Annotated in this window: 24 protein-coding genes; 4 read left to right on the forward strand and 20 right to left on the reverse strand. The window is 72.1% G+C overall.

The features are described 5' to 3' along the window. Window positions 1-8: 8 nt before the first annotated feature. The 5 genes from hydA to ggt form a co-directional block, all read right to left on the reverse strand. Window positions 9-1,412, reverse strand: a complete 1,404-nt coding sequence (gene hydA, locus AB0H53_RS07285) for a dihydropyrimidinase (protein ID WP_362108430.1) — start codon at window positions 1,410-1,412, stop codon at window positions 9-11. 27 nt (window positions 1,413-1,439) lie between these two features. After that, window positions 1,440-2,726 (reverse strand): aspartate aminotransferase family protein, encoded by a 1,287-nt coding sequence (locus AB0H53_RS07290; protein WP_362108432.1) that lies wholly within the window; start codon window positions 2,724-2,726, stop codon window positions 1,440-1,442. Beyond that, window positions 2,723-3,565 (reverse strand): nitrilase-related carbon-nitrogen hydrolase, encoded by an 843-nt coding sequence (locus AB0H53_RS07295; RefSeq protein ID WP_362108434.1) that lies wholly within the window; start codon window positions 3,563-3,565, stop codon window positions 2,723-2,725. Before AB0H53_RS07295 ends, AB0H53_RS07290 begins: the two co-directional genes overlap by 4 nt. Window positions 3,566-4,089: 524 nt before the next feature. Beyond that, the gene (locus tag AB0H53_RS07300) at window positions 4,090-4,482 is read right to left on the reverse strand and encodes a PPOX class F420-dependent oxidoreductase (RefSeq protein WP_362108436.1); all 393 of its coding nucleotides are present in this window, start codon (window positions 4,480-4,482) and stop codon (window positions 4,090-4,092) included. A gap of 59 nt (window positions 4,483-4,541) precedes the next feature. Continuing rightward, window positions 4,542-6,344 (reverse strand): gamma-glutamyltransferase, encoded by a 1,803-nt coding sequence (gene ggt, locus AB0H53_RS07305; protein ID WP_362108438.1) that lies wholly within the window; start codon window positions 6,342-6,344, stop codon window positions 4,542-4,544. Between the two features lie 104 nt (window positions 6,345-6,448). Here ggt and AB0H53_RS07310 point away from each other — a divergent pair, with 104 nt between their 5' ends. The 3 genes from AB0H53_RS07310 to AB0H53_RS07320 all read left to right on the forward strand — a co-directional run bounded on the left by AB0H53_RS07310 (window position 6,449) and on the right by AB0H53_RS07320 (window position 10,368). Further along, window positions 6,449-7,177, forward strand: a complete 729-nt coding sequence (locus tag AB0H53_RS07310; protein WP_362108440.1) for a hypothetical protein — start codon at window positions 6,449-6,451, stop codon at window positions 7,175-7,177. Window positions 7,178-7,321: 144 nt separating this feature from the next. Beyond that, window positions 7,322-8,500: an Ig-like domain-containing protein gene (locus AB0H53_RS07315; protein WP_362108442.1), complete on the forward strand. Its 1,179-nt coding sequence runs from the start codon at window positions 7,322-7,324 to the stop codon at window positions 8,498-8,500. 251 nt (window positions 8,501-8,751) lie between these two features. Further along, complete coding sequence (locus tag AB0H53_RS07320; protein WP_362108444.1) at window positions 8,752-10,368, forward strand: alpha/beta fold hydrolase; 1,617 nt, start codon at window positions 8,752-8,754, stop codon at window positions 10,366-10,368. Between the two features lie 34 nt (window positions 10,369-10,402). Here the strand turns inward: AB0H53_RS07320 and AB0H53_RS07325 are convergent, their stop codons facing one another. The 9 genes from AB0H53_RS07325 to AB0H53_RS07365 all read right to left on the reverse strand — a co-directional run bounded on the left by AB0H53_RS07325 (window position 10,403) and on the right by AB0H53_RS07365 (window position 18,722). Next, a complete protein-coding gene (locus AB0H53_RS07325) occupies window positions 10,403-11,260 on the reverse strand; it encodes an amino acid ABC transporter permease (protein ID WP_362108446.1) in 858 nt (285 codons plus the stop codon). Further along, window positions 11,257-11,901, reverse strand: coding sequence for an amino acid ABC transporter permease (locus AB0H53_RS07330; protein WP_362108448.1), 645 nt, complete (start codon window positions 11,899-11,901; stop codon window positions 11,257-11,259). The genes AB0H53_RS07325 and AB0H53_RS07330 overlap by 4 nt, the downstream gene beginning before the upstream one ends. A gap of 8 nt (window positions 11,902-11,909) precedes the next feature. Then, window positions 11,910-12,833, reverse strand: a complete 924-nt coding sequence (locus AB0H53_RS07335; protein WP_362108450.1) for a glutamate ABC transporter substrate-binding protein — start codon at window positions 12,831-12,833, stop codon at window positions 11,910-11,912. A gap of 17 nt (window positions 12,834-12,850) precedes the next feature. Continuing rightward, the gene (locus AB0H53_RS07340; RefSeq protein WP_362108452.1) at window positions 12,851-13,594 is read right to left on the reverse strand and encodes an amino acid ABC transporter ATP-binding protein; all 744 of its coding nucleotides are present in this window, start codon (window positions 13,592-13,594) and stop codon (window positions 12,851-12,853) included. 180 nt (window positions 13,595-13,774) lie between these two features. Continuing rightward, a complete protein-coding gene (locus AB0H53_RS07345; RefSeq protein ID WP_362108454.1) occupies window positions 13,775-14,218 on the reverse strand; it encodes a DUF6278 family protein in 444 nt (147 codons plus the stop codon). 74 nt (window positions 14,219-14,292) lie between these two features. Beyond that, on the reverse strand, window positions 14,293-15,072 hold the full coding sequence (locus AB0H53_RS07350; protein WP_362108456.1) for an exodeoxyribonuclease III: 780 nt from the start codon (window positions 15,070-15,072) through the stop codon (window positions 14,293-14,295). 30 nt (window positions 15,073-15,102) lie between these two features. Beyond that, window positions 15,103-15,735 carry an MBL fold metallo-hydrolase gene (locus AB0H53_RS07355; protein WP_362108458.1) on the reverse strand — a complete coding sequence of 211 codons (633 nt, stop codon included), beginning with the start codon at window positions 15,733-15,735 and terminating at the stop codon, window positions 15,103-15,105. 42 nt (window positions 15,736-15,777) lie between these two features. Beyond that, a complete protein-coding gene (gene pcaC, locus AB0H53_RS07360) occupies window positions 15,778-17,112 on the reverse strand; it encodes a 4-carboxymuconolactone decarboxylase (RefSeq protein WP_362108460.1) in 1,335 nt (444 codons plus the stop codon). A gap of 362 nt (window positions 17,113-17,474) precedes the next feature. Beyond that, complete coding sequence (locus tag AB0H53_RS07365; RefSeq protein WP_362108462.1) at window positions 17,475-18,722, reverse strand: helix-turn-helix transcriptional regulator; 1,248 nt, start codon at window positions 18,720-18,722, stop codon at window positions 17,475-17,477. Window positions 18,723-18,874: 152 nt separating this feature from the next. On the opposite strand from AB0H53_RS07365, the gene AB0H53_RS07370 reads away from it, so the two are divergent. Next, entirely contained in the window at window positions 18,875-19,297 is a 423-nt protein-coding gene (locus AB0H53_RS07370; protein ID WP_362108464.1) for an ATP-binding protein, read from the forward strand. A gap of 225 nt (window positions 19,298-19,522) precedes the next feature. Here the strand turns inward: AB0H53_RS07370 and AB0H53_RS07375 are convergent, their stop codons facing one another. The 6 genes from AB0H53_RS07375 to AB0H53_RS07400 form a co-directional block, all read right to left on the reverse strand. Next, window positions 19,523-20,077, reverse strand: a complete 555-nt coding sequence (locus AB0H53_RS07375) for a hypothetical protein (protein ID WP_362108466.1) — start codon at window positions 20,075-20,077, stop codon at window positions 19,523-19,525. Then, on the reverse strand, window positions 20,074-21,249 hold the full coding sequence (locus AB0H53_RS07380) for an ROK family glucokinase (RefSeq protein WP_362108468.1): 1,176 nt from the start codon (window positions 21,247-21,249) through the stop codon (window positions 20,074-20,076). Before AB0H53_RS07380 ends, AB0H53_RS07375 begins: the two co-directional genes overlap by 4 nt. Before the next feature lie 174 nt (window positions 21,250-21,423). Continuing rightward, the gene (locus AB0H53_RS07385; RefSeq protein WP_362108470.1) at window positions 21,424-22,248 is read right to left on the reverse strand and encodes an ATP-binding cassette domain-containing protein; all 825 of its coding nucleotides are present in this window, start codon (window positions 22,246-22,248) and stop codon (window positions 21,424-21,426) included. After that, on the reverse strand, window positions 22,245-23,306 hold the full coding sequence (locus AB0H53_RS07390; RefSeq protein ID WP_362108472.1) for an ABC transporter permease: 1,062 nt from the start codon (window positions 23,304-23,306) through the stop codon (window positions 22,245-22,247). Before AB0H53_RS07390 ends, AB0H53_RS07385 begins: the two co-directional genes overlap by 4 nt. Beyond that, window positions 23,303-24,328 carry a substrate-binding domain-containing protein gene (locus AB0H53_RS07395; protein ID WP_362108474.1) on the reverse strand — a complete coding sequence of 342 codons (1,026 nt, stop codon included), beginning with the start codon at window positions 24,326-24,328 and terminating at the stop codon, window positions 23,303-23,305. The genes AB0H53_RS07390 and AB0H53_RS07395 overlap by 4 nt, the downstream gene beginning before the upstream one ends. Window positions 24,329-24,521: 193 nt before the next feature. Next, window positions 24,522-25,241 carry a GntR family transcriptional regulator gene (locus AB0H53_RS07400; protein WP_362108571.1) on the reverse strand — a complete coding sequence of 240 codons (720 nt, stop codon included), beginning with the start codon at window positions 25,239-25,241 and terminating at the stop codon, window positions 24,522-24,524. Window positions 25,242-25,302: the final 61 nt, after the last annotated feature.

Raw genomic sequence — 25,302 nt, forward strand, 5'->3', positions numbered from 1 at the left:
CGGCCCCTCTAGCTCAGGTACTGGCAGGTGGAACGCGGGACGTAGACGCCGTGGCCGGCCCGGCCGGTGAAGGCGCGGCCGTCGATGACGACGTCGCCGCGCGACAGGACGGTCTCCACCTGGCCGGTGACGGTCCTGCCCTCGTACACGGAGTAGTCGACGTTCATGTGGTGGGTGCCGGCCGACAGCGTCTGCTCGGTGTGCGGGTCGTAGACGACGATGTCGGCGTCGGCACCGGGGGCGATGGTGCCCTTCTTCGGGTAGAGGCCGAACATCCGGGCCGGGGCGGCGCAGGCGATGTCGATCCACCGGCGGCGGCTGATGTGCCCGTCCACGACGGCCTGGTGCAGCAGGTCCATCCGGTGCTCGACCCCGGGAAGCCCGTTGGGGATCCGGGAGAAGTCGCCGCGGCCCAGCTCCTTCTGGCCGCTGAAGCAGAAGGGGCAGTGGTCGGTGGAGACCACCTGGAGGTCGTCGGTGCGCAGGCCGCGCCAGAGCGCGGCCTGGTGCGCGCGCGGCCGCAGCGGTGTGGAGCAGACGTACTTGGCGCCCTCGAACCCCGGTTCGGCGAGGTTGTCGGTGGACAGGAACAGGTACTGCGGGCAGGTCTCGCCGAAGACCGGCAGGCCCTTGTCACGGGCGGCGGCGAGCTCGGCGACGGCCTCCTCCGCGGAGACGTGCACGACGTACAGCGGGGCGCCGGCGACCCGGGCGAGCTGGATGGCGCGGTGCGTGGCCTCCGCCTCCAGCAGGACCTTGCGCACCTCGCCGTGGTGGCGGGGGTCGGTCTCGCCGCGCGCCAGCGCCTGTTCGACCAGGACGTCGATGGCGATGCCGTTCTCGGCGTGCATCATGATCAGCCCGCCGTTGTACGAGGCGCGCTGCATGGCCCGCAGGATCTGCCCGTCGTCGCTGTACAGGTCACCGGGGTAGGCCATGAACAGTTTGAAGCTGGCCACGCCCTCCTCGACGAGCAGGTCCATCTCCTTGAGCGACCGCTCGTTGACGTCCGCCATGATCATGTGGAAGCCGTAGTCGACGGCGCACCTGCCGTCGGCCTTGGCGTGCCAGGTGTCGAGCCCTTCGCGCAGGGTCTGGCCGCGCCGCTGGATGGCGAAGTCCACGATGGTGGTGGTGCCGCCCCAGGCGGCGGCCCGGGTGCCGGTCTCGAAGTCGTCGGAGGCGAAGGTCCCGCCGAACGGCATCTCCATGTGGGTGTGGGCGTCGACGCCGCCGGGGACGACGTACTTCCCGGTCGCGTCGATCGTCCGGTCGGCGGTCCAGGCGTCGGCCACGGCGGTGTGGTGGGCGGCGAGCGCGGCGACGCGGCCGTCCTCGACGAGGACGTCGGCGTGGATCTCGTCTGCGGCGGTGACGACCAGGCCGCCTCGGATCAGGGTGCGGGTACTCATGGCTTCGGCCCCTTGTGAGGTCGGCGGTCACAGGTCGATGGAGCGCAGGGCCCGTTCCAGGGCGGCGGCGCCCTCCTCGGCCTCCGCGACGGTCAGCGAGAGCGGCGGGGCGACGCGCAGGACGCTGGTGTCGTGGCCGCCGCCCTTGCCGATGAGCAGCCCCTGTTCGCGGGCCGCCTCCAGGACGGCGGCGGCGGCCCGCGGGTCGGCCTCGTCCGTGCCGGGCCGCACCAGCTCGATCCCGATCATCAGGCCGCGGCCGCGCACCTCCCGTACCCGGGGGACGCCCGCCGTGACGGCGCGCAGCCGGGCGAGCAGCAGCCCTCCGACCCGCCGGGCGTTGCCCTGGAGGTCGTGTTCGAGGAGGTACGAGAGGTTGGCGAGACCGGCGGCCATGGTGACCGGCGAGCCGCCGAACGTGGAGATGGAGTTGGCGGTCAGGCAGTTCATGATGCCGGCGCGGGCGACGACGCCGCCGACGGACATGCCGTTGCCGATGCCCTTGGCGAAGGTGAGCAGGTCGGGCGGGCCGGCCGCGGCGTGCGCCTGCCAGCCCCAGAAGTGGTCCCCGGTCCGGCCCCAGCCGGTCTGCACCTCGTCGCTGATCCACAGGACGCCGTGGCGGTCCAGTACCTCGCGGAACGCCGCGAACAGCCCGTCGGGCGGGGAGGTGAAGCCGCCGACGCCCTGGACGGGTTCGGCGATCAGCGCGGCGACGTCACCGGTGTGGCCGAGCAGGTCCTCCAGGTCGGCGACGCACGCCTCGATGAACCGCGCGTCGGACAGGTGGGCGTAGGGCCCCCGGGTGCGCACTCCGCCGTGCACGTACAGCGTCTGGAGCGGGGACAGGCCGGTGGGCGACCAGGCGCGGTTGCCGGTGACGGAGACGGCGGAGAAGGACCGTCCGTGGTAGCTGTTGCGCATGGCGAGGATCTGGCCGGAGCGGCGGTGGGCGGTGGCCAGGAGCAGGGCGGTGTCGTTCGCCTCCGTGCCGGAGGTGGTGAAGAAGACCCGGGCGTCGGGGATGCCGGACAGGCTCGCCACGCGCTCGGCCAGCTCGACCATGGGGCGGTTGAGGTAGAGGGTGGAGGTGTGGAGGATCCGCCCGGCCTGTTCGGTGACGGCCTTGGTGACCTCGGGCAGGGCGTGGGCGGTCATGGTGGTGAGGATGCCGCCGAAGAAGTCGAGGTAGCGCCTGCCGTGGGCGTCCCAGACGTACCGGCCCTCACCGTGGGTGATCTCCACCGGGTCGTCGTAGTACAGCGTGAGCCAGTCCGGCAGGACGGCCCGGTGGCGGGCGTGCAGGTCGTTCACGGCCGCACCAGCCCCTCGTACGCGTCGGGCCTGCGGTCCCGGTAGAACGCCCAGGTCTGCCGTACGTCGTCGATGAGGCCGAGGTCGAGGTCGCGGACGAGCAGTTCCTCCTCCTTGTCGGAGGCCGGGTCACCGACGAACTGGCCGCGCGGGTCGACGAAGTAGCTGGTGCCGTAGAAGTCGTTGTCCCCGTACTCCTCGCGGCCGACGCGGTTGATGGCGGCGATGTAGTACTCGTTGGCCACGGCCGCGGCCGGCTGTTCGAGCTGCCACAGGTGCGCGGAGAGCCCGCGGTGGGTGGCGGAGGGGTTGTACACCAACTGGGCGCCGTTGAGGCCGAGTTGACGCCACCCCTCGGGGAAGTGCCGGTCGTAGCAGATGTAGACGCCGACCTTGCCCGCGGCGGTGTCGAAGACCGGCCAGCCGAGGTTGCCCGGCCTGAAGTAGTACTTCTCCCAGAAACCCCTGACCTGCGGGATGTGGTGCTTGCGGTACTTGCCGAGGTACGAGCCGTCGGCGTCGATCACGGCGGCGGTGTTGTAGTAGAAGCCGGCTCCCTCGACCTCGAAGACGGGCACGACGATCACCATGCCGGTCTCCCGGGCGAGGTCCCGCATGCGGCGGGCGGTCGGGCCGTCCGGGACGGGTTCGGCCCAGCGGTAGTGTTCGGGCTCCTGCACCTGGCAGAAGTACGGAGCGTTGAACACCTCCTGGAAGCCGATGACCCTGGCCCCCTGCCGGGCCGCCTCGCGGGCGTGCTCCTCATGCTTGGCGATCATCGACTCGGTGTCGCCGGTCCAGGTCGCCTGGACCAGTGCGGCGCGCACGACGTGGGACATGAGCTGCTCCTTCGGCACGGCGTCAGAGAGCCTCTACGCATGTAGACGCGGTGCGTAGAGGGAGAACGTAAGCCCGGTCACATCGCTGAGCAAGACCGCCGCCGGGAACCGACGGAGTCGATCATGTTTCGTACCCAAGTGGTCCACAGTGATCGAATTCGGACCTCGCCCCGTCGGGGCGTACGGATGCCGGGCCACGGCGTGCCGAGGGGCGGCGCTCGTGCGGCGGCGACACGGCGCGGACGGCGGGTGCACGGCCCGGTCGGCGGCCGGCAACGGCGGCAACGGCGGTGGCGGGCGTATCCGGCGGGCCGGGCGGCGGCTCGGCACGGCACGCCGGGGGCCGACGACCGGTTCTCGTTTCAGCGCCCGCGCGGGCGTCGGAGCGCGGTGCGGGCGGCCGGGCGCCGGAACGCGGCGCGGCGGGCCGCGTCCGGGACGACGGCGGGAACGGGCCGACCCGCCCCGACCCGGCCCGCCCCGGGCGCGGGCCCGGGCTGCGGCGCCGCACGGGTCACGGCAGGCTAGGGGCGGTGCTCGTCGGCCGGCCGCACCACGATGGCGATGTGCGGGCGCCTGCCCCGCCGCACGACGGTCGCCGGCACGTCCACCAGCCAGAACTGCCAGGTGTACTTGCGGGCCAGCAGTCGGCGGACCTGCTTCAGGTCGGTCGACAGCCGGGCGGTGCCCGCCATCCGCTCCGCCCCCTCGGCCACGTTGCCCCGCGCGTCGCAGGGTGCCACGAGGACCCGGCTGTCGCGGCGCAGCCGCTTGACCTTCCAGGAGTCGGCGCGCGTCCAGACGAACATCTCGTCACCCTCCACCGCGTACCACACCGGAGTGGCGACCCCGGTGCCGTCCTTGCGGAAGGTGGTCAGACTGATGTAGCGGCCGTGCCGCAGGCCTTGGGGTATCACCCGGCGAGACTACGCCCCGGGCGGCCGTCCGGGCGCGGCGGCGCCCGGACGGCGCGGGCTCACCCCGCCGGGTGGACCACCATCGCCGAGCCGCCGCCCCGGCGGGCCTTCTCCGCTGCGGCCAGCCAGCGGCCGTCGGGCAGGCGCTGGACGCCGGTCGCCGCGCCGATCTCCGGGTTCTGCCGGAACGCGTGCCCCAGGGCTTCCAGCCGGGCCCGCGACGGGCCGGTGTACAGGGCGGGTTCGAGCTCCGTGGTCGCCTGGTTGCGCTGGCTGGCCCGGGGCGCCGCGATGGCCTCGACCAGCGGCAGCTCGCGGTCCAGCACGCCCGTCAGGGTCTGCAGGACCGTGGTGATGATGGTGGCGCCGCCCGGCGAGCCGAGCGCCAGGACCGGGCGGTCCCGGTCGTCCAGCACGATCGTCGGGGACATCGAGGAGCGCGGGCGCTTGCCCGGGCCGGGCAGGTTCGGGTCGTGGACCGCCGGGTCGGCGGGCGAGAAGGAGAAGTCGGTCAGCTCGTTGTTGAGCAGGAAGCCCCGCCCGGGCACGGTGATGCCGCTGCCGCCGGTCATCTCGATGGTGAGCGTGTAGCTGACGACGTTGCCCCATTTGTCGGACACCGTGAGGTGCGTGGTGTTCTCGCCCTCGTACGTCGTCGGGACCGCGGTGCCGCCGGTCGCGCACCGCTTCGGGTGCCGGGGGTCGCCCGGGGCCAGCGGGCTGGTCAGGGCCTTGTCGTCCCGGATCAGGCAGCCTCGCGAGTCCGCGAAGCGCTGCGACAGCAGGCCCTTGACCGGTACGTCCTCGAAGGCCGGGTCGCCGACCCAGCGGCCCCGGTCCGCGAAGGCGATCCGGCTCGCCTCGATGAAGCGGTGGAGGTAGCGGTCCTGGGAGGCGGCCTCCGGTGACAGGTCGGTCCGCTCCAGGATGTTCAGCGCCTCGCCCATGGTCGTGCCGCCCGACGACGAGGGCGCCATGCCGTAGACGTCCAGGCCCCGGTACGAGACCTTCGTGGGCCGGCGCCGCTCGGTCCGGTACCGGGCGAGGTCACGCATGGTCAGGTCACCGGCGCGCACCTCGCGGGTGGCGCCCTCGCGCACCGGCGGTCTGCGCACGGTCCGGACGATGTCGCGGGCCAGGTCGCCCCGGTACAGGGCGTCCGCCCCGTGCCGGCCGAGCTTCTCGTACGTACGGGCGAGGTCCGGGTTCCTGATGACCGACCCGACCACCGGCAGCCGTCCGCCCGGCAGGAAAAGGTCGGCCGACGCCGGGAAGTCCCGGAAGCGCGCCTCGTTGGCCTGCGTCTGCGCCCGGAACGTGGCGTCGACGGTGAAGCCGTCCCTGGCCAGCCGCTGGGCCGGCTTCAGCAGGTCCCGCAGCGACTTGCTGCCCCAGGCGTCGAGTGCCGTGTCCCAGGTGGCGGGCGTGCCCGGGGTCCCGACGCTCAGCCCGCTGGTCATGCCCTCCTCGAACGGGATGGGCTTGCCGTCCTCCAGGAAGAGGGAGGCGTCGGCGGACAGCGGGGCGGTCTCACGGCCGTCGACGGTGTGGACCCGGCGGCTTCGGGCGTCGTAGTAGACGAGGTAGCCGCCACCGCCGATGCCCGCCGAGTACGGCTCGGTGACACCCAGCGCCGCGGCGGTGGCCACCGCCGCGTCCACGGCGTTGCCGCCGCGCCGCAGCACCTCGATGCCGGCGGCCGAGGCGTCCGGGTCCACACTGGCGACCGCCCCGCCGTACCCGACGGCGACCGGCACCTTGGCCGGTGCGGTCCGGTCGGCGGGTGGCGCCGCCGCGCCCACCGAGAGGACCGTCGCGGCGACCGCGGCGAGCGAGACGTTCCGTGCTGTGGACCGACGCATCCATACCTCCAGTCAACGACCGTCCGGCGAGCGTAACTTCACACCGGGCCCGATACCAGGACCGCCTCGAACAACGGTCCGCGCCCCCGCTAGCATGCGCGGCCATGTACGAAGACCTGCTCAACATCGCGCTCGGCGTCATCGCCACCGGTGTCAGTGCCTCGCTCGGCTGGCTGGCCCGTACGGCCCTGTGGCGCCGCCGGCTCCGCCGCAAGCAGGGCTTCTTCGGGCTGCCGCAGAACGCCGAGTGCCTGCTCGTGGTCAACCGGGAGGCGGGGGGCGACGGGGCGGTGCACCGCTTCGACGTGTTCGCGCTCCTCGAACTGTCCGCCCTGATCAAGGACTGCGACGCCCACGCGCGGATCGTGCACCACGACACCGCGCAGCAGGGCTTCGGGGAGCGTACGGAGTTCTGCCTGGGCGGGCCCTATTCGAACCGCCGCATGGAGGCCCATCTGCGGACCCTGCTGCCGGGGGTGCTGGTGGACACCCGGACGGAGCCGGGCCCGGACCGCGGCGCGTTCCGGATCGGCCCGGAGACGTACCGGCTGGAGGCGGGCACCTGTGAGTACGTCATCCTGGCCCGCCTCACCGCCGGCGAGGGCGCCCGCCCGGTGTTCCTCCTGTGCGGCCAGCGCGCCATCACCAACCAGGCCGCCGCCCGCTACCTGGCCCGCCACCACGAGCCGCTGGCCCGCCGGCACGGTGACGGTTCCTTCGTCCTGCTGCTGAAGGTGGTCAACTCGGAGGCGTACGGGCCGGACGTGGTGGAGCTGGTGGCGGATGTGACGGACACGGCACGGCAGCCCGCGCCGGCGGCGGCGGCGCCATAGCGTGCGGGCTTGTGCGACCGGCGCGGTGGCCGATGTCGGACTTGTCACAGCGGGCAGAGCAGGGAATTTCCGGATTTCCGGCAACCCGTGACCTCTGATCGCCCTCTCCCCCAGGGACGACAGAACACATCGGAGGTTTTCCAGTTGAGCCGCACACGCCCGCGCACCCCGTTCCGCACCGCCGCCCTGGCCGGCACCGCGGTCATCGCCGCGGCCGCCCTCACCGCGTGCTCGGGCGGCTCGCCTAGCGCCGGCGCCGACGAGAAGCCCGATCCCGGTGCCCGGATCTCGGTGAACCCGTCCGGCAAGCAGGCCAGGGCCGGTGAGCCCGTCCGGGTGACCCTCGCCGAGGGCAGGCTCCAGCAGGTCACGGTGACCGACTCCAAGGGCGCGACGCTGGGCGGCCGGGTCGCGGCGGACGGCAGGACGTGGACGTCGGCCCGCAAGGCCGCTCCGGGCACCGGCTACACGGTCGAGGCGCGCGACGACAGGGGCGGCAGCGCCAAGGCCGACTTCACGACCGCCGCGCCCGACAGGGTCAACAAGCTGAACCTCGCCCCCGGCAAGAACACCACCGTCGGCATCGCCCACCCGCTGTCGATCGTCTTCGACAACCCGGTGAAGAACAGGGCGGAGGTGGAGAAGCACCTCAAGGTGACCACCTCGAACAACACGGTCGGCTCCTGGGGATGGATGCGGGACTGGTCGGGCAAGGACCGGGTGGACTGGCGCCCCGAGAAGTACTGGAAGCCCGGTACCAAGGTCACCCTCAAGGCCGAGCTGAACGGCGTCGACTCGGGCGCGGGCGGCTGGTTCGTGCGGGACTACAGGACCGACATCACCATCGGCAGGAGCCAGGTGGTCGAGGTGGACCTCGACCACCACCGGCTGAAGCTGGTGCGTGACGGCCAGGAGGTCAGGGACGTGCCGATGTCCGGCGGCACGCCCGGCGGCGACAAGGCGTCCTGGCGGGGGAAGACCGTGCTCATGGCGAAGGAGGGCACGATCAACATGCGCTCCGAGACGGTCGGCCTGGGCGACGCCTACGACAAGATGGTCGACTACTCGATGCGGCTGACCTGGTCGGGCATGTACGCGCACGCGGCGCCGTGGAACCGGGCGTACTTCGGCAACGCCAACCGGAGCTCCGGCTGCATCGGCATGAGCGACGGCGACGCCAAGTGGGTCTACGACGAGGCGCAGGTCGGCGACCCCTTCGAGGTGACCGGCGAGGACGCCAAGGGCACCCAGGCGCTCAACAACGGATACGGGGAGTGGAACATCTCCTGGCCCGAGTGGCGGGCGAAGAGCGCGCTGCGCTGACGGACGGCGGCGCTCCGGTCCCGGGGCCGGTCCGGAGGCCGGCCGGGACGGCCGTGCGGGCGACAGGTCCTGACGGCCGGTCCGCCCGGCCCCGCCCCGAGGTGGGGGTCTCCGTGCCCGGGCCGTTGACCAGGCGATTGACATGCGGTTCAATATCGTTACCCGGCCGTAACTTGCCGGGTGGTTACCATCGGTAAGCCAACGCGGTTACCGTCGGGTCACTTTTCAGCCTTCGAGCGAGGGAGTGGCCCGTGGTACAGCCGCGCAAGGCCCTGCGTACGACGACGACCGGCGCCGTTTCGGCGGCACTGGTGGCCGGGGTGGCCTTCGCGGCCGCGCCCGCCACGGCCGCCGCGCCCTCCGGCACCGACCCGGGCGCGGTCCCGAGCGCCCAAGCCGCCGAATCCGCCGGTGTCCGGTTCGTCGACATCACCGGTGACGGCGGCACCGTGCTCAAGGCCAATGTGGTGACCCCGGCCGGCGCCGACGGCACCCGGCGCTTCCCGGTGATCGTGCTGCCCACGAGCTGGGCCATGCCGCAGGTCGAGTACCTCGCCCAGGCCAGGAAGCTGGCCGCGGCCGGCTATGTGGTGGTCAGTTACAACTCGCGCGGCTTCTGGCAGTCCGGCGGCCACATCGAGGTGGCGGGCCCGCCCGACGTCGCCGACGCCTCCAAGGTCATCGACTGGGCGCTGGCCAACACCCCCGCCGACCCGGACAGGGTCGGTATGGCGGGCGTGAGTTACGGCGCCGGCATCAGCCTGCTGGCCGCCGGGCACGACAAGCGCGTCAAGGCCGTGGTGGCGATGAGCGGCTGGGCCGACCTCATCGACTCCATCTACAGCGGCCGCACCCAGCACCTCCAGGCCACCGCCATGCTGGGTGTCACCGGCCACCTCACCGGCCGTCCGAGCCCCGAACTCCAGCAGACCCTCAAGGATTTCCTCTCCTCCAACCTGGACAAGGAGCAGGAGATGATCGCGTGGGGCGCCAAGCGCTCCCCCGCCTTCACACTGGAGCAGATCAACGCCAACGGCGCCGCCATCATGCTCGGCAACGCCTGGGGCGACACCATCTTCCCGCCCAACCAGTACGCCTCGTTCTACGAGAAGCTCAAGGGCCCCAAGCGCCTGGAGCTGATACCCGGCGACCACGCCACCGCCGAGGCGGCCGGCCTGCTCGGCCTGCCCAACGACACCTGGACCAACGCCCACCGCTGGTTCGACCGCCACCTCAAGGGCGCCGACAACGGCATCGACCGGGAGCAGCCGGTCCAGTTGCGGTCCCGCACCGGCGGCGGTTACGAGGGCTACCCGGACTGGAAGTCCGTTGCCGCCGGTGAGCGCCGGATCGCGCTCGACGGCACGAAGGACATCACGGCCAACATCGACTCGGGCGCCAACGGCGGCGTCATCATGCTCTCCAGCGCCCTGGACCAGTTCCTGAAGCTGCCCCCGGTGGCCTCCATTCCGCTGCTGCCCCGCTCCGTCGCCGCGGTCTGGCAGTCCGAGCGGTACGACGCGGCCCAGCGGGTGCGGGGCACGGCGAAGCTGCACACCACCGTCACCGCCACCAAGGAGAGCGGCACCCTCGTCGCGTACCTCTACGACGTGGGGCCGCTCGGCCTCGGCAAGCTGGTCAGCACCGCGCCGTACACCTTCCACGGCAAGACGCCCGGCCGGCCGTTCGCCGTGGACCTGGAGCTGTACTCCACCGCCTACGACGTCCCGGCCGGCCACCGGCTCGCGCTGGTCGTCGACACCGTCGACCCGCTGTACATCGAGCACAACCCGTCCGGCGCGCGGCTGACCTTCTCCTCGCCGCCGTCCGACCCGTCCTACGTGTCGGTACCGCTGCGCGAGAAGTGATCTCCGGCCGCTGCCGGGCGGGCATGGCCCCCCGCTACTGCTTTCCCGGCAGCAGCGTCCCTGGTTCGGCCGGTGCGACAGCAACGGCCTCCGTCGTGGGACTGCGGCGCTGTCTTCTGGCCACCCGGGTGGCGGACCAGGAGAGCAGCATGCACATCCCGATGTAGATCGGCGAGATCACCATCACCACGGGGATGAACGGTAGATCGTAGTCGAGACTGGACGCGATCAGCTTCCCCGCGTGCAGGAACTCCTCGTAGGTGATGAGGAAGCCGAGCGAGGTGTCCTTCAGGGCGACGACGAGCTGGCTGATGACGGCGGGCAGCATGGCACGGACTCCCTGTGGCACCAGGACGTACGCCATGACCTGCGTCTTGCGCATGCCCAGCGAGTACGCCGCCTCCCGCTGCCCGCGCTCCACCGAGTTGACGCCGGTACGGAACACCTCGGCCAGTACCGCGCCGTTGTACAGGGTCAGCCCGGCCACCAGCGCGGGCAGCGGGTGCGCCTTCAGCGCCACGAAGATGAAGAAGATCATCACCAGCACGGGCATGGCCCGGAAGAACTCGACGACGAGCGTGGCCGCCCAGCGCGGCGCCCGGTGCTCGGAGAGCCGCCCGGCGGCCAGTACGGCACCGAGGGCGACCGAGAGGACCGCCGCGCAGGCGAACGCCTTGAGGGTGTTGCCCAGGCCCCGCAGCAGCAGTTCCTGGATCCCCTGGTACTGGAACGGCGTCCACTTGGTGGCGGTGAACTGCCCGGTGTCCCACAGCAGGTGGGCGAGCCAGCCGAGCAGAACCAGGATGAGCAGCGACGCCGCGGCCCCGTACCCGAGGTGGCGCCGGCGCGCCCGGGGGCCGGGAAGGTCGTACAGGGCGGTGGACTCGGTCATCGGGCGACTCCCCAGCGCTGCTCCAGCACGTTGAAGAGCGCGCTGATGGTGAGGGTGATGATCAGGTATCCCAGGGCGATCCAGACGAAGGTCCAGATGATGCTGTACCCCAGTTCGTTGAGCGTCTTGTAGGTGCCGAGCAGCTCGGTGACGCTGAAGGCGCCGGCGATGGCCGAGTTCTTGGCGAGTGCGATCAGCGTGGAGCCGACCGGCGGGATCACGGCGCGGAACGCCTGCGGCAGCACGACGTGGCGGAGCGTCCGGCCGAACGACATGCCCAGGCTGCGGGCCGCCTCTCCCTGGCCCCTGGGCACGGTGTTGATGCCCGAGCGCAGTGCCTCGCAGATGAAGGCGGAGGTGTAGCAGCCCAGCGCGAGCACCGCGAACAGGGTGAACGGGAGCACCAGCCCGAAGCGCGGCAGGCCGAGCAGGACGGCGAAGAACAGCAGCGTGAGCGGGGTGTTGCGCAGGACGGTCACCCACACCGTGCCGAGGGCCCGCAGCGGGCCGACGGGTGAGACGCGGAACGAGGCCATCAGGAAGCCCAGCGCCAGGGCCAGCAGGGAGGAGTAGGCGGTGAGTTCGACGGTGCCGAGGAATCCCCTGCCGTACAGGGAGAAGTTCTGCGTCAGTACGTCCATGGTGTGCCTCAGCTCGCCGGGTAGCGGTCGACGGCGGGGGGCTCGGGCGCCGGCACGCCGGACAGGCCGAGCGTCGCGTCGTACGCCCTCTTCCAGTCGCCGTTCCTCCCGTGCGCCTCGACGGCGTCGTCGACGGCGAAGCGCAGGGCGTTGTCGGGGCGGGGGACGCCGATGCCGTAGGGCTCCTCCGAGAAGGGCTCACCGACCACCTTCAGCTCGTCGGGGACCTTGGCCGCGTACCCCATGAGAATGGTGTCGTCGGTGGTGACCGCGTCGACCTGGTAGGTCAGGAGGTTGTCCACGCAGACGGAGTAGGTGTCGTAGGCGACCAGGTCCGCCTCGGGATGGTCCGCCTCCATCCGCTGGAACGGGGTGGAACCGGCGGCCGAGCAGACCCTCTTCCCGGCGAGGTCGCCGGGGCCGCGGATGTCGTCGTCGCCGGCCCGCACCAGGAGGGACTGGCCGGCCAGGTAGTAGGGGCCGGCGAAGCCGACGAGCTTCTTGCGGTTGTCGTTGATGGTGTAGGTGCCGACGTAGTAGTCGATCTGCCCGTTCTGCAGGGCGGTCTCGCGGTTGGCGGAGGCGATCGTCCGGAACTCGGTCCCGGCCGGGTCGAAGCCGAGGGAGGCCGCGGTCATCCTGGCGATCTCGATGTCGAACCCCGCGTAGCGGCCGGTGGCCGGGTCCTTCTCGCCCAGGTACGGCTGGTCCTCCTTGGCCCCGACGACGAGGTGGCCGCGCCGCTTCGCCCGGTTCCAGGTCGGGGAGTCCGGCAGCCGGAAGCCCTCGGCCACCCGGTAGCGGGGCAGTTGCCCGGCTCGCGGGCCCTTGACCGGCGGGCTGCCCTCCTTGCCGCAGGCGGCACTCGCGGTGGCGAGCAGCGCGGCGAGCGCGAGTGCCGCCAGGGCTCGTGCGGTACGCGTACGCGTCATCGGTCCGGCACCCCCGGTCAGTGCTTGAGGATCTTGGCGAGGAAGTCCCTGGCGCGGTCGCTGCGCGGGCTGGTGAAGAACTCCTCGGGGGTGCGCTCCTCCACGATCCGGCCGTCGGCCATGAAGACGACACGGTGGGCGGCGGAACGGGCGAAGCCCATCTCATGGGTGACGACGACCATGGTCATGCCGTCCCGGGCGAGTTGCAGCATGACCTCCAGCACCTCGTTGATCATCTCGGGGTCGAGGGCCGATGTCGGCTCGTCGAAGAGCATGACCTTGGGCTCCATGGCGAGGGCCCGGGCGATGGCCACCCGCTGCTGCTGGCCACCGGAGAGCTGTGCCGGGTACTTGTCCGCCTGGTCGGCCAGGCCGACCCGGTCCAGCAGTTCGCGGGAGCGCCGGTCGGCGTCCTCCTTGCCGCGCCTGCGGACCTTGACGGGGGCCAGCGAGAGGTTCTCCAGCACGGTCTTGTGGGCGAAGAGGTTGAACGACTGGAAGACCATGCCGACGTCGGCGCGCAACCCGGCCAGCGCCCTGCCCTCGCCGGGGAGGGGCTGTCCGTCGATCGTGATCCGGCCCGATTCGATCGTCTCCAGCCGGTTCATCGTCCGGCACAGCGTCGACTTGCCCGAGCCGGAGGGGCCGATGACGACGACCACCTCCCCGCGGCCGACGGTCAGATCGATGTCCCGCAGGACGTGCAGGGCCCCGAAGTGCTTGTTCACGTCCCGCAGCTCGATCAACGGATCGACGGCCATACGCTGCCCCGCCCCCTTCTCACCTGTGTCGAGGTCCGCGCAAACTATCCATCGCGAAAAGGGACTTCACTCGCCGACACGCATGAACCGGGCATTAGCCGTATTTACTGAAACAACGGGAATCAGAGGCCCGCGGGGCGACCACCGGGGAAGTCCGGGGAGGGCGGGAGGAGGGCGGAATCAGCCCTCGGCGGCCTCCGCGTAGACCTGGGAGAGCTCCGGCGAACCGCTCATCGCCCACTCCAGTCCGGCTCCCACGACATCGATCTCCCGCCCCGAGCCGAGCCGCACCACCGGCTGCCCGCCCGGCCAGACGTGCCAGGCCGCGCCCGGCACCGTACGCACGATCACGGTGCCCAGATAGAGGCCGGCGTCGTTGCCCAGCGAGGGCAGCTCCTCGGGGTCGTCGCGCCAGCGCGGCGGCAACTGGTCGACGGCCTGCAACGACCTGGGGGTGTCGTCCAGCCGGACGCCCGACTCCTGGGCACGGGAGCGCAGCAGACCGCACTCGGAGAGCAGCTCGGTGATGCCCTCCGGGTCGGCCATGACGGCGGCGGTGACCAGGGCCCGGCTCCGCTCCTCGCCGTGCCGTCTGCGCCAGGCGTCCAGGAAGGGGATGTTCATACCGCCCAGCCTCGCACTTCGGGGGCCCGGCGCACCACAGGGCGCGCGGATGCCGGACCGGGGCCCCGGGGCCTTCAGACGTCGAGGTCGACGACGACCGGCGCGTGGTCGGACGCGCCCTTGCCCTTGCGCTCCTCGCGGTCGACGTAGCTGTCCTTGACCGCGTCGGCGAACGGCTTGTTGCCGTACACCAGGTCGATGCGCATGCCCCGGTTCTTGGGGAAGGCGAGCTGGCGGTAGTCCCAGTAGGTGAAGGGGTGCTCGTACTTCAGCGGACGCGGCACCACATCGGTGAGTCCGGTCCCGCGCAACCCGCTCAGCGCGGCCCGCTCGGGCTCGGTGACATGGGTGGACCCCTCGAAGAAGGAGCGGTCGAAGACGTCGTCGTCGGTCGGTGCGATGTTGAAGTCACCGAGCACCGCGAACGGGCGCTGTCCGGCCGCGTCGGGGGCGACGGCGGCCTGGAGCGCCTCCAGCCAGCGCAGCTTGTAGGCGTAGTGGTCGTGGGCGACCTCGCGGCCGTTGGGCACGTACACCGACCACAGCCGTACCGGGCCGCAGGTCGCGGAGATGGCGCGGGGCTCCAGCGCGCCTTCGTACTCAGGCCCGCCCGGCAGGCCCGCCACGACGTCGTCCAGGCCGATCCGGGAGACCAGCGCCACGCCGTTCCACCGGCCGGTGGCGTGCACCGCCGACTCGTAACCGAGCTCGCGCAGCTCGTCGGTGGGGAACTGCTCCGGGGTGCACTTGGTCTCCTGGACGCACAGCACGTCGGTGCCGCTGCTCTCCAGCCAGGCCAGCAGACGGGGCAGCCGAGCGGTGATCGAATTGACGTTCCAGGTGGCGATGCGCATGTCCCACAGCCTAGCGGCGAGGTGTGACAGTCACAGATCCGTGGACTCCCCCGGGGCCAGCCGGCCGTGGTCGGCGCCGGCCAGCAGCCCGATCTGGCGGTCGTAGATCGGCCGGGCGAGGTCGGTGAGCAGGGCGTCGTGGATGTCGATGGCCCGCTGCGGCGCGACCTCCCGTACGTAGTCGACGACCTCGGAGGTCTTGTTCCAGGGGGCCATCACCGGGAGCATCAGCGTCCGCACCGGCCGGCCGGGGACCGTGAGCGCGTCGCCGGGGTGGAAGACCGATCCGTCGACCAGGAAGCCGATGTTGGTGATCCGGGGGATGTCGGGGTGAATGACGGCGTGCAGTTCGCCGTGTACCTCGACCTCGAAACCCGCCGCGCTGAAGGTGTCTCCGTGGCCGACGGTGCGGACGCGGCCGGGGAAGGCCGCCGAGAGCCGGTCGGCGACGCTGCGGAGCGTCCAGATCTCGGCGGCCGGGTCGGCCTCCAGGGCGGCCCGCAGCCGGCCCTCGTCGAAGTGGTCGGGGTGCTCATGGGTGACGAGGACCGCGTCGGCGCCCAGTGCCGCGTCCGGTTCGCTGAACCCGCCCGGGTCGATGACGAGTGTCCGCCCGTCCTTCTCGAGCCGGACGCAGGCGTGGGACTTCTTCGTCAGCTTCATGGCGGCATCCTCCTCCTCGTCGTACGGTCGCGCCCCGGTCCGTCACCCCTCCGGGGTGGTCTCCTCGCGGATGACCCGCTGGGCGACCCGGAAGGCCGAGTTGGCGGCCGGGACACCGCAGTAGATCGCGGTCTGCAGCAGCACTTCCTTGATCTCCGCGGGCGACAGTCCGTTGCGCAGGGCCGCGCGGGTGTGGAAGGCCAGCTCGTCCAGGTGGCCCCCGGCGGCCAGCGCCGTCAGGGTGACGCAGCTGCGGGTGCGGCGGTCCAGACCCTCGCGGGTCCACACCTCGCCCCAGGCGTAGCGGGTGATCAGTTCCTGGAAGTCGCCGGTGAAGTCGTCCGCGGCGGCCATGGCACGGTCCACGTGCGCGTCGCCGAGCACCTCCCGGCGCACCTTCATCCCGGCCTCGTACGGGTCGGGGCGCCCCGGGGCGGCGACCGGGGCGGGCGCGGCCGTCGCGGTCTCGGCGGCCGGTACGGCCGGCGGTCCGATCGGCGGCGCGGCGACCGGGCCGGGCGGGGACGCGGCGGGGACGGCGGCGGCCGGTACCGCGAGCGGTACGACGGGCGGTGCGGCGAGCGCCGCCACGGTGTCCTGCCACGAGGTGGAGAAGTGGTGGACGAGCAGGTCGGTGACGGCTGCGGGCTGCTCGACCGGGGCGAGATGGGAGGCGCCGGGGACCACCGCGAGGCGGGCGTCGGGGATGCCGGCCACCAGGGTGCGCGCCTCGGCAGGACCGGTGACCCGGTCGTCGGAGCCCACCAGGACCAGGGTGGGCACGCCGACCCGGCCCAGCGCGGAGCGGACGTCGAAGGCCGCGAGCGCCTCACAGGCGGCGACGTAGCAGCCCGGGTCGGTGGTGCGGACCATCTGCACGGCCCATTCGACGATGGCGGGCTGGGCGGCGGCGAAGCCCGGTGTGAACCACCGCTCGGGAGCGGTGCGGGCCATCGGGTCCAGACCGTTGGTACGGACGATCACGCCGCGCTGGCGGAACTCGTCGGCGGTGCCGAACCGGGGCGAGGACGCGATCAGCGCGAGCGAGGCCAGCCGGTGCGGGGCACGCAGGGCCAGGTCGGTCCCGATGGCCCCGCCGATGGAGCAGCCGGCGTAACCGAAGCGCTGGACGCCCAGCCCGTCCAGGGTGGCGAGCAGCCGGTCGGTGAGTTCGGCGACGGCGGACGCGGGGCGGGCGGGGGCGCCGCCGTGGCCCGGCAGGTCGAAACGGACGACCCGCCACTGCCGGGTCAGCTCGGGTATCTGCCGGTCCCACATGTGCCAGGTGGTGCCCAGGGACGGGCCCAGGATCAGGACAGGGGCGTCTTCCGGCCCGTCAAAGCGGTACTGCAGCGTCTCGATCTTGGCTTCGCTCACCGGTTCACACCTTCGTCTGTCACGATCTGTCGCACGCCTCCCACTGGACCTCCCCACGCCCTCGCCGCTGGAAGCAGGTCGGCCGCGTCCGGCTGCGCGTACCACTCCCCGTGGTCCTCACATCGGAGTGCCCGGCCCGCCCGGCGGGCGGCGGCGGGGCACGCCGTCGTGGCGAGGTACGTCAAGCAGGACGCCCGGGCATCGTACAGACGGACCCCGCGCGGGCCGTTGCCGTCCATGCCCCGGTGGGCGCGGGCGCCCGGTCGCCGGCCGTCCAGCGCGGCGCCACGTGCGTCCACGCAGCACGTACCCGCTGCCCTCGTGCCACTCGCCGCTGCAGCAGGCGCGGGCACCTGCCACCCTTACGTAAGCAGCAGATGTCCGTGGTCGATCAGCACCTCGCGCGCCTCCGGCACGTCTTCGAAAGCCTTCAAGCGGTGCAGCACTGTCCGGGCCCGCGCCGCCGTCCGCTCCGAGGACAGGTCTCCGGACGTCTCGATGACCAGACGGGCTTCCTCAGCCGCTTGCTCGGGCTCGTTGGCGTCGGCCAGCGCCACCGCCAGCCACGACCGGTACAACGCCACCTCCCGGGTGTGAGTGACGTCGTAGCGTCCCAGCACGTCCTGGAGAAGGGGCACGGCGCGCAGCGGCCGGTGCAGTTCCGTGAGCACTCGGGCGTCCATGACTTCCAGTTCCTGCCGGTTCACCCAGTAGGCCCATGAGGGCGCCGGAGCACCGCCCGGGGTGTCAAGGGCGGTGTGTGCCTGCCCGAGTGCCCGGAGGGCCGATTGCGGCTCTCCGGCGCGCGTGTGCGCCCAGGCCACGCGGTCCAGGAACAGGGCACGCGTCGCGGCCGGAGCGTCCGTTCCGGCCTCGGCCACCGCCGCCTTCGCCAGGTCCAGCCCCGGCCGCTCCCGACCGGTGTTCGACAGGTGGTAGCCGAGGCTGCTCGCGAGTTGTGCCACGAGCACCGCGTCACCCGCCTGCCGAGCGGCGGAGATCCCGAGCCGGTACGCCCGTTCCGCGTCTTCTCCGCGCCCGGCGTCCGAGGCGATCCAACCGGCGATCTGACCCAACTCGCCAATCTGGACCAGCAGGTCACGCCCGGTGTTCTCGGAATGGCTCGATTCGCGGAACAGGCGCACAGCGGCATGCAGTTCACGGAAGGCTGGGACGATCAGATCGCCGCCGGACAGCACGTCGTCGGCGAGCCGGAGGCCGTGCACACGGGCCGCCAGCCCCTCCACGGTGGTAGCGCCAATCCGGCGGCCGCAGGGGGCCGTCGGGGGTTCCAGCGCCTCTCCGGCGGGGCAAAGGTCGGCCAGGGTGGCCGCGACTCCGGGAAGAGCGGCCTGGGCATCACCCCGCGCGTATGCGGCGGCCTGCTCCAGCTCGTGCAGCGGCACGCCGAGTACTTGGGCGAAGGTGGGCAGCCACACGTCCGGGATGCGCTCGCCGCGCTCCCACCGGGACACCTCGTTCCGGGTGATCGACTGGGCACCGGAAACGGCGCACAGCGCGGCAGCTAACTGCGGCTGCGAGCGGCGGGAGTGCCGCCGCAGGCTGGCAAGGTAGGCGCCGAATTCCCGCCGCCGGTCAGTGCTTGTCATGCTGGCCCCCTTCGCTGACCAGTGTGGCCCCTCCCTGGCCCCCTGGTTGGCTCCTCCGCGTGATCGGGCGGCCCTGCTTGCATGAACGGACAGCGCTCCGGTGACCGTGTGCACGGCCCCGGGGCTCGGCCGATCCGAGGAAGCAGACCGACATGCAGCAACCCACGACGCGGGCACGCCCGACCGGGCACCCCGGGTACAGCCAGACCCTGCCGCGTGAGCCCGGGAGCGCCGCGACCGCCCGGCGTCTGGTGCGCGTCGCACTGACCGCCTGGGGCTTGGACGACGTGGCCGAGGACGGCGCCCTGATCGTCACCGAGCTGGTGGCCAACGCGGTCCGGCACGCCCGGCGGGACTCCGTCCGAGTCGTCGTGGAGCGCCCCGGGGCGTCGCGCGTGCGAATCGGTGTCGTGGACTTGTCCAAGGCGCCTCCGATGCGCGGGGAGCCGGGCCCGGAGGACGAGGGCGGACGCGGCCTGGTGCTCGTGGCGGCCCTGGCGGCGGACTGGGGCACCGAGCCGCTGCCGTGGGGGAAACGGGTGTGGGCGGAGCTGCGCGGGAAGGACCACCGATGACCGGCGAGCGGGAACGGCGCGCGTGGGTGGGTGACCTGGTCCACGACACGGACGCCGACCGGCGCGGCATCGTCACGGACGTCCGGGGCGACACGTGGCTGCTGCGGCCGTAGTTCGCGGCAGGTGCCGCCCGGCCCCGACGTGCTGCGGTACCACTGGCCCGGCAGCGGGATCGGGGGCCCGCCGGAACACCGGGCGGACCCGGTCGCCGGCCGGGCGCGGCTGTCAGGGGGTCGCGGTGGAGACGACGTACACGCGCGGGGCGGCCGGTTCGGTGAGGTCGACGGTGATGTCCTGGCTGGGCCGGGGGTCGGCCTGGCGGTGCGTGGTGGCGGCCCAGTCCTTGCGCGGCGGGAACTCCCAGCCGACCGTCCCGGCGTCGCGCTCGCTGATCGTGACGTCCCCGGCTTCGAGTGCCGAGCGGCTGGTGCCGACGTCGTCCAGGAAGTCGTCGAGCCCCGCGCCGCTGGTGGTGAACTGGACGTACAGCCTGCTCGTCCTCCAGTTGCTGGTCTCGAAGTAGGCCACGTCGGTCGACTTCGCCGGGATCGGCACCTCGAAGACCCGGCGCTTCATCTTGGAGGGCCAGCTGTCCCGGAGGCCGGTGACGGAGGACTCCGCCTCCTTGTCCCGGCCGCTGTCGCGGCTCTGCTGGGCGGAGATCACCAGGTAGCCCGCCGGAATGCCGATCAGCAGCACGATGACGACGGCGGTCAGCACCCGGCGCCGGATCATGCGCCGGCGCTGCCGGGGACAGAGGGGCTGGGAGGGCACGCTCATGACGAGGGTTCCTGGGTGGTGCGGTCGGTGCGGGTGATCCCGCCGTTCCGGATGACCTGCGCGTACCGCTCGTAGCGCTCATGGCGCTCCACGCGGCGGCGGTTGGTGCGGCGGAAGCGGCGGGCCACGAGCCGGGCGAGGTCGGCGGCGCCGACCATGCCGGCCTCGGGACCCAGTTCGGCCTTGGCGATCCGGGCCTCGGGGCGGTACCCGCGGCCGGTGAGGTGGCGGCGGAAGGCGTCCCTGGCCGGGCCGATGAGCAGGTCGTCGGCGGCACTCACGCCGCCGCCGATCACGAAGCAGGAGGGGTCCAGGGCGGCGGCCAGGTTGGCGATGCCGACGCCGAGCCACTGGCCGATGTCCTGGAGCAGCTCCACGCACATGGCGTCGCCCTCGCGGGCCAGCTCGGTGATCAGCGGTCCGGTGATGTCGGGGACGTGGCCCTTGACCCGCTCGATGATGTTGTAGGCGACGGGTGAGTCGGCCGCCGCCATCTCGCGGGCCTCGCGCACCAGGGCGTTGCCGGAGCTGTACTGCTCCCAGCAGCCCCGGTTGCCGCACGGGCAGCGGTGGCCGCCGGGCACCACCTGCATATGCCCGAACTCGCCGGCGACTCCGTACTTGCCCCGCTTGACCTGGCCGTTCTCCAGGATGGCGCCGCCGATGCCGGTGCCGAGAGTGATCATGACGAGGTGGTCCTCACCCCGACCCGCGCCGAACCGCCACTCCGCCCAGGCCGCCGTGTTGGCGTCGTTGTCGACCATGACGGGGACGGCGAGGCGGCCCTGGAGCGAATCCCGCAGCGGCTCGTTGCGCCACGCCAGGTGCGGGGCGAACAGGACACGGCTGCGGTCGGCGTCGACCCAGCCCGCGGCGCCGATGCCGACGGCATGGACGTCGTGCCGGTCCGACAGGTCCAGGACCAGCTCGACGATGGTGTCCTCGACGACCTTCGGGCTCTTGGACTTGTCGGGGGTCTCGGTGCGCAGGGTCTCCAGGATGACGCCGTCCGCGTCGACGACGCCCGCCATCACCTTCGTACCGCCGATGTCGATGCCGACGGTGGGCACGCGGGGCGCGGTCAGGTGCGAGCGGCGTTCACGGGTGCCGACGGTGCGCAGCACGGTGGCACGGGCGGAGCCGCGGTGGGTGAGGTCGCGGTAGGTGCTCATCGGCCGGACTCCTTCCCACGCACGAATCGGGTGCTGTGGCGGCTGGGTGCTCGCACGAGTCCTGTCGTCCCTGCGGGTGTGGGGGGCAGCCGGCTGGCTGGGCATCCGGCGGCGGACGGCGCCCGCCGCCCCCGATTCTGCCAGGTACGCGGAGGGGGGCGGCGGCGCGCGCGATCAGGGGCCGGACGGCGGGGCGGTGTCGTGGCCGCCGGTCCGACCCGGGGCGGGGGCCCGTTCCAGCTCGTGGCGGAGGTCCTCCAGCTCGCTGCCGCCCGCCATCTGGCGGGTCAGTTCGTCGAGCGTGACGGAGTCCCTGGTGTGGGCGGCGGCCATCCGGCCCCGCTTGAGCAGCACGAAGCGGTCACCCACCAGGTACGCGTGGTGCGGGTTGTGCGTGATGAGGACCACGCCGAGACCCGCGTCGCGCGCCGCCGCCACGTACTTCAGGACCACACCGGACTGCTTGACGCCCAGGGCCGCCGTCGGCTCGTCCAGGACCAGTACCTTGGCGCCGAAGTGGACCGCGCGCGCGATGGCCACGCACTGGCGCTCGCCGCCCGACAGGGTGCCGATGGGCTGGTCGACGTCGCGCAGGTCGATGCCCATGCGCAGCAGCTCCGCGCGGGTGGTCTCGCGCATGAGGTCGACGTCGAGGCGCTTGAAGGGGCCGGCGCCCCTGGTGGGCTCGGAGCCGAGGAAGAAGTTGCGCCACACCGGCATGAGGGGGACGACGGCGAGGTCCTGGTAGACCGTGGCGATGCCCCGGTCCAGGGCCTCGCGCGGCGACGCCAGGGAGGTCTCCTCGCCGTCGATGCGGAAGGTCCCGCCGTCGTGGGTGTGCAGCCCGGCGATGATTTTGATCAGGGTGGACTTGCCCGCGCCGTTGTCCCCCAGGACGCAGGAGATCTCACCGGCGTGGACCTCCAGGGAGACGCCCTCCAGGGCGCGGATGTTGCCGTAGTACTTGCTGACGTCGTCCAGTTCCACCAGGGCGGTCATGCGGTGGCCTCCGCGCGCTTGCGGACCCAGGCGTTGAGCAGGGTCGCCAGAAGGAGCATCGCTCCGAGGAAGAACTTGAACCAGTCCGGGTTCCACTCCGCATACACGATGCCCTTGCTGGTCATGCCGAAGATGAACGCGCCGACCGCCGAGCCGATCGCGGAGCCGTATCCGCCGGTGATCAGGCAGCCGCCGATCACCGCCGCGATGATGTAGATGAGCTCGTTGCCGACGCCCTCGCCGGACTGGACGACGTCGAAGGAGAGCAGCAGGTGCTGCCCGGAGACCCAGGCGCAGAACGCCACGCCCGTATAGAGGCCGATCTTGGTCCGGTGGACCGGGACGCCGACGGCCCGGGCGGCGTCCGCGCCGCCGCCGACGGCGAAGATCCAGTTGCCGAAACGGGTGCGCAGCAGGACCCAGGTGGCGAGGGCCACCAGGGCGAACCACCACAGGATGGTCACCTTCAGGTCGACGCCGCCCACGGTGACGTGGGAGGCGAACAGCTTCCGGGCGGAGGCGAAGCCCTCCATGTCGGCGATCGACTTGGTCGACACCGTGCCGCTGATCAGCTTGGTGAGGCCCAGGTTCAGGCCGGTCAGCATCAGGAACGTACCGAGCGTGATGATGAAGCTCGGCAGCTTGGTGCGGGTCAGCATGAAGCCGTTGAAGAACCCGATGGCCAGCGTGAGCAGCAGCGACACCCCGACGCCCACCCAGACGTTCGCGGTGAGCTGGAAGCTGGTCATCGAGGAGATCAGCGCGGAGCTGGTCACCATCACACCGGCCGACAGGTCGAACTCCCCGCCGATCATCAGCAGGGCGACCGGAACGGCCATGATGCCGATGGTCGACGCCGCGTACAGGACGGTGCCGAAGCTGGAGGCGCGCAGGAAGCCGTCGGCGACGACGGCGAAGAAGAGGAAGACGGCGAGGGCGCCGACGACCGAGCCGAGCTCGGGGCGCCCCAGCAGCCTGCGCAGCGGTGAGGTGCGCAGCAGCCGCTCGTCACCGGTGGTGGCCGCGCGGTCCTTCGCGGGTGGCGCCTGGGTGGTCATCGGGTCCCCCGCTCCGTGTACCCCTGGAGCCGGGCGGCGTCCTTCTCGGTGATGATCTGCGGGCCGGTGAGGACGGGACGGCCGCCGCCGAGGACGTCGGCGTTGTAGCGGTAGAGCCACAGCAGGTCGACGGCCTCGTACCCCTGGAGGTAGGGCTGCTGGTCGACGGCGAAGCCGAGGGAGCCGTCGCGCAGTCCGGTGGCGACCTTGGCGTTGAGGTCGAAGGTGTCGACCTCGGCCTTCGACCCGGCGGACTTCCCGGCCTGGACGGCGGCGTCCGCGAAGGGCGCGCCCAGCGTGACCACGGCGTCGATGGCCCGGTCGGTCTGGAGCTTGGCCTCGATGGACGCCTGGACGTCGGGCATGTTGGTGCCGTCGACGTAGAGGTTCTGCAGGTCGCCGCCGAAGGTCTCGCGCACCCCGGCGCAGCGCTGCTCGTGGCCGACGTTGCCCTGCTCGTGCAGGACGCACAGGGCCTTCTTGCGGCCGCGCCGGTCCAGCTCCTCGCCGACCGCCTCACCGGCCACGGTCTCGTCCTGGCCGATGTGGGTGAGCGCGCCGAAGGCCTTGGACTGCTCGGCGCCCGAGTTCACGGTGACGACCGGGATGCCCGCCCTGACAGCCTTGGCCACGGCGGCCTTCATGGCGTCGGGCTTGGCGAGCGTGACGATCAGGCCGTCGACCTTCTTGTCTATGTAGGAGTCGACGAGCTGCGCCTGCTGCTGTCCCTCGTCGCTGTGCGCGTAGAGGAAGTTGATGTTGTCCTTCACGGCGGCCTGCTTGGCGCCGCTCTGGACGATGTCCCAGAACGTGTCGCCGTCTCCGGAGTGCGTGACCATGGCGATGGTCCACTTCGGGGTGTTCACCGCCGAGCGTCCCTGTGCGGCCGCCGCCTTGCGGGCGTCCTCGGCGCGCTTGCCGCCGGTGCTGCTGCAGCCGGCGAGCGCTCCCACGAGGGAGGCTCCGAGCACCGCCGCCAGCACCGCGCGGAACGCGCGTACTCCTGTCCCAACCCTTGCCACGACGCCGTGCCCTTCTCCCTGTACTGCTGGGTGTGCTCCTTGGAGCGGCCGGGGGGCGATACGCCGCGTCCCGACTGGCCAAGTATCGGTCATGGGGATATTCCGGATGTCCAGGGGGTTGGGGCGGCCCCCGGCCGCTCGCGGGCCGGACGCCTCACCCCCGGTGCCTCGCGCCTCTCGCGCGCTCCGGGTGTCACGGCCGGACCAGGAGCTGGAACTCGAAGGCGTACCGCGACGCCCGGTAGACGTGCGAGCCGAATTCGACGGCCCGGCCGGTGTCGTCGAAGGTGGTGCGCTCCATCGTCAGCAGCGGGGCGCCCTCCTCCTCGCCGAGCAGGTCCGCCTCCGCGCCGGTGGCGGCCCGCGCCCCGACCCGCTGGCGGGCGCTGTGCAGGGTGACGCCCGCGCCGCGCATCATCCGGTACAGCCCGGTGGCCTCCAGTTGCTCGGTGCCGGGGTCCAGCAGCCCGAGCGGCAGGTGGTTGCGCAGCCGCGCCATGGGCTCGTCGTGCGCGCTCCGCAGCCGCTCCAGGAACCGTACGTCGCTGCCCTCGGGTACGCCGAGGACGGCGGCGACCTCGGCGGTGGCCGGCTCGACCCGGTTGGCCAGGACGACGGTGGCGGGACGCTGGCCGGCCGCCTCCAGGTCGTCGTACAGGCTGCTGAGCTCCAGCGGGCGCTTGACCTGGCTGTGCACCACCTGGGTGCCGACGCCCCTGCGGCGGACGAGGAGGCCCTTCTCGACGAGGGACTGGATGGCCTGGCGGACGGTGGGCCGGGACAGGCCGAGCCGGCCGGCCAGCTCGATCTCGTTGCCGAGCAGGCTTCCCGGGGTGAGCGCCCCGTGTTCGATCGCCGCCTCCAGCTGCTGGGAGAGCTGGAAGTAGAGGGGGACCGGGCTGGTGCGGTCCACGCGCAGCGGCAGCCGTGCGACGGGATCGGTCTCGTCATCTCTCGTCTGCTTGGACACGGCC

The organism is Streptomyces sp. NPDC050856, from assembly GCF_040653855.1.
Taxonomy (GTDB): Bacteria; Actinomycetota; Actinomycetes; order Streptomycetales; family Streptomycetaceae; genus Streptomyces.